Here is a 4321-nt window from a genome sequence, read left to right as displayed (position 1 = left end):
AAAAGATTTATTAAATATAAAAATAGAATATACTTTTTCATCTGTACATAATTTTATAGATTTTGAAGATTTTATTATAAGAAAGGGAGCTATAAGAAGTTATGAAGGTGAAAAAATGATAATACCTTTTAACATGCGTGATGGTATATTAATATGCGAGGGAAAGAGCAATGAAGATTGGAATTATTCAGCACCTCATGGAGCAGGCAGAGTTTTATCAAGAATGCAGGCAAAAAAACAATTAGATATGAATGAGTTTATAGAATCTATGAAAGGAATTTATTCAAGCAGCGTATGCAAAAATACCTTAGATGAATCGCCTCAAGCTTATAAAAATCCTAAGCAAATAGAAGAATCAATATATCCCACAGTAAAAATTATAGATAGATTAAAGCCTATTCTTAATATAAAATCAACTTCTTGATTATTTAAATAAATTTATATATGCTTTTATTTTCTATAGGATTCACAGATATTAATAAAATTGTATATAAATATTTAAATATATTTTAATAAAAAGTTTTAATTAAAAAAAGCAGAGAAAATTCCCTGCTTTTTTATAATTTATTTTATTTAATAATTTTATTTATATATTTATTTTAATGCTTTTAAAGGTTCAACATATTCTAAACCAAATGCATCTGCTACACCTTTGAAAGTACATTTTCCATCATAAGTGTTTAATCCTGTAAGAAGAGTATTATTAGTTTTACAGATTTCTTCTAAACCTTGATTTGCTAACATAACTCCATAATGTGTGGTTGCATTAGTTAATGCTATTGTAGAAGTTCTTGGTACAGCACCAGGCATATTGGCAACACAATAATGCACAACATCATCTAATATATATATAGGGTCATCATGTGTAGTAGCTTTTGAAGTTTCAAAACAGCCGCCTTGGTCTATTGCTACATCCACTATAACAGCACCTTTTTTCATCATTTTTAAATGCTCTTTTCTTAAAAGTTTAGGAGCTTTTGCACCAGGTATTAAAACACTTCCCACAACAACATCAGCAGTCTTAAATAGATTTTCTAAAGTAGAAGGAGCACTAAAATATGTATTTATTCTCATATTAAATAATTGGTCTATATAAGCTAATCTTGTAAGATTAACATCTGTAATAGATACATTAGCTCCCATTCCCATAGCTATTTGTGCAGCATTAAGTCCTACAACTCCAGCTCCAAGTATTACAACATTTGCCTTTTGTACACCAGGAACTCCACCCATTAATATTCCTTCGCCCCCAAATTTCTTTTCTAAATATTTAGCCGCCTCTTGTATAGATAATCTTCCTGCAATAGTACTCATAGGTGCCAAGCAAGGTAATTGATTTAAATTATCCTTCATTGTCTCATAAGCAATAGATTTTATTTTCTTTTTCAATAACATATCTGTTAAAGGCTTATCTGCAGCTAAATGCAAATATGTATAAAGTATTTGATTTTCTTTGAAATATTCGTATTCGCTTTCTATAGGTTCTTTTACTTTTATTATCATTTCTGCTTCAAATACTCTTTTTTTATCAGCTATTTCAGCACCAGCTTTTTTATATTCATCATCTGTAAATCCTGAACCAATTCCGGCACCACTTTCCATAATTACTTTATGTCCATTGGCAACATAATCAGCAACGTTTGAAGGTGTTAAACCAACACGATATTCTTGATTTTTTATTTCTTTTGGACAGCCTATAAGCATAAAAAACTCCTTTTCCAATAAAATAATTAGCTTAAAAAAAGCACATAAATAATATAGTTATTTTTATATTAGTTGTCAAGAAGTTCAATAAAAAATATTAAATGTTTATTTGTTTGTTTTGTTGATTGTTTTAATGTTCTTTTAAGATTAAGAATATTTTTTATTTTGTGATATATCTTATTTGTAATCATTTTTTTATTATTTGTTCGTTTTTATACTTATTTTGTACTATTAATGCAATTATAACTTGAAAAAATACTTATTTAAGTTATAATTATATAAAAATATATAATTGGAGAGTATATGAATATTAATAATAATGCCGCTCAATTAAAAAAAGATATTCTTGTAAGAATAACTACGCTTTTTATAGAGGATAGATTAATAGAAGAAATTGATAGAATGCCTATGGAAATAATACCAAGAGATAGTAAATCAATAAGATGTTGTATTTATCATGATAGAGAGATAATAAAAAACAGAATAATTGCAAGACTTGGAATAAGTGTTGAAGGTAAAGAAGATAGCGGTATCCCTTTGTCAGAATATGCTAAGTTGGCATTAGAGAGAGAAAAACCTACTTGGCCTATGCTTACAGTACTTGATGAAGCTTGTAATGCTTGTGTTAGAGCTAATTTTATGGTTACAGATGCTTGTCAGGCTTGTTTAGCTAGACCTTGTATGATGAACTGTCCTAAAAATGCTATTACTATATTAGATGAGAAGAGGGCTTATATAGACAGCAGTAAATGTATTAACTGCGGATTATGTTTAAAGAACTGTCCTTATCATGCTATTATTTACATACCTGTTCCATGTGAAGAATCTTGTCCTGTTGGTGCTATTAATAAAAATGAACAGGGTAAAGAAGTTATTGATTATCACAAATGTATATTCTGTGGTAATTGTATGAGAGAATGTCCTTTTAGTGCTATGATGGATAAGGGACAGCTTTTAGATGTGCTTAAACATTTGAAATTTGATAAAAAGGTTAATGTAATGTATGCTCCTGCTATAGCGTCACAATTTAATGCTAAACCTGGACAATTAAAAAGTGCTTTATTAAAGATAGGATTTCATAAAGTATGGGAAGTTGCTTTGGGGGCTGATGTTACTTCTGATAGAGAAGCTGCTGAATTTGAAGAGAGAATGGAGAGGGGAGATAAGTTAATGACTACTTCTTGTTGTCCTGCTTATGTTAAGGCAGTTAGAAAACATGTACCTGAGTTAGTTCCTTGTGTATCTGAAACTAGAACTCCTATGCATTATACTGCTGAAATGATGCATGCTGAAGACCCTGATGCTGTTAATGTATTTATAGGACCTTGTCTTGCTAAAAGAAGAGAGAGCATTGATGATGATTTAGTAGATTATTGTTTATCTATGGAAGAGCTTGATGCTTTATTTATAGCTACTGGAACTGATGTTACTAAAGAGCCTGATTTAGATATAGGAGATGTTCCTACTGCTTCTGGAAGAAAATATGCTATGAGTGGTGGAGTTGCTGAGGCTGTTAAAATAAGATTAAAACACCCTGAGAAATTAAAAGCTGCTGTTATCAATGGTCTTGATAAAGAGGGTATGAAACAATTAAGAGCCTATGGTAAAGTGCAATCTGGAGAAACTCCTGTTACTGATGATACTCCAAATTTAGTTGAGGTTATGGCTTGTAATGGCGGTTGTGTGGGAGGACCTTGTGTTGTTAAGAATCCTAAGGCAGCTACTGTTTTATTACAGAAATATGCTTCTACTGGTAAAGAATTAAATAAAGAATAAATATTATATTATTAAATAATTTTTTAAGCACATATTATAAAAATAATATGTGCTTTTTTATATAATAGAAATCATATTAAAATACACTATGCATAGATTCTTTTATAGCATTTCCATTGATATTTAATTGCTCATTATCAATAGTAATATAACCATTCAAAATTCCTAAAGATATAGTATTATCTACTTTAGTAAAATTTCCAAATGTATCTTTGTTTTCTTTACCTGTGAGATTGAATACTAAACTAAAACCTAATTCTTTAGAATAAAAATCTATACTGTCTTTGTATTGATGAGATATAAAAGTATTATATACATACCATTTATTTCTATATAATATTTTTATAATTTTTGAATTTTGAGATTCTGGTTTACTATCATATATAAGTATAGGTATTGGCTTTGTACTATATGAAGAGTATACTAATGCCATTATCATATTATGCATATATCTTGATGGAATCCTACCTACAGTATTGAAAATTAAAATAGAACTCCTTTCGTCTATAGTATTATCACTTCCTGGCACAGTTAAATAGCCTTTAGGAATACCAAAATAGAATGCATTATATAATGCTCTGTTTCCTTTCCAATTTATCATAGATGCATGGAAATTTGTAAATTTAAAAGTTATCTCACTATCAATTAAATTATTTATGGATGTTTCTAAATTGATTTTTGTATTTTCAAAATTAGGTATTTCTAAATTAAAAGACCCCTCTGTTTTTTTAAATTGACTTCTTATGAAATTGTCGTAAAAGTCTAAAAAGTTTTTTTTATCCTCTTTTAGAATAAACTCTTGAGAATCTCCGTCTAATATATTAAATGCATTATATAAAAA

Annotated in this window: 4 protein-coding genes; 2 read left to right on the top strand and 2 right to left on the bottom strand. The window is 28.6% G+C overall.

Annotation, left to right across the window (positions count from 1 at the left end):
• Positions 1-424: RtcB family protein (locus tag E6A48_RS09860; protein ID WP_219710039.1), on the top strand; the 424-nt coding region annotated here is incomplete at its 5' end.
• 170 nt (positions 425-594) lie between these two features.
• Here E6A48_RS09860 and ald read toward each other — a convergent pair.
• On the bottom strand, positions 595-1704 hold the full coding sequence (gene ald, locus E6A48_RS09855; RefSeq protein ID WP_219710038.1) for an alanine dehydrogenase: 1110 nt from the start codon (positions 1702-1704) through the stop codon (positions 595-597).
• A 303-nt stretch (positions 1705-2007) separates the two neighbouring features.
• On the opposite strand from ald, the gene E6A48_RS09850 reads away from it, so the two are divergent.
• Positions 2008-3480 (top strand): 4Fe-4S dicluster domain-containing protein, encoded by a 1473-nt coding sequence (locus E6A48_RS09850; protein ID WP_219710037.1) that lies wholly within the window; start codon positions 2008-2010, stop codon positions 3478-3480.
• 76 nt (positions 3481-3556) lie between these two features.
• Here the strand turns inward: E6A48_RS09850 and E6A48_RS09845 are convergent.
• A partial coding sequence (locus E6A48_RS09845; RefSeq protein WP_219710036.1) for a hypothetical protein occupies positions 3557-4321 on the bottom strand: 765 nt, incomplete at its 5' end.

The organism is Brachyspira pilosicoli, from assembly GCF_019402445.1.
GTDB lineage: Bacteria > Spirochaetota > Brachyspiria > Brachyspirales > Brachyspiraceae > Brachyspira > Brachyspira pilosicoli_B.
The sequence above is the reverse complement of the archived record's forward strand: the minus strand, read 5'-3'. Positions and strand labels throughout refer to the sequence as shown.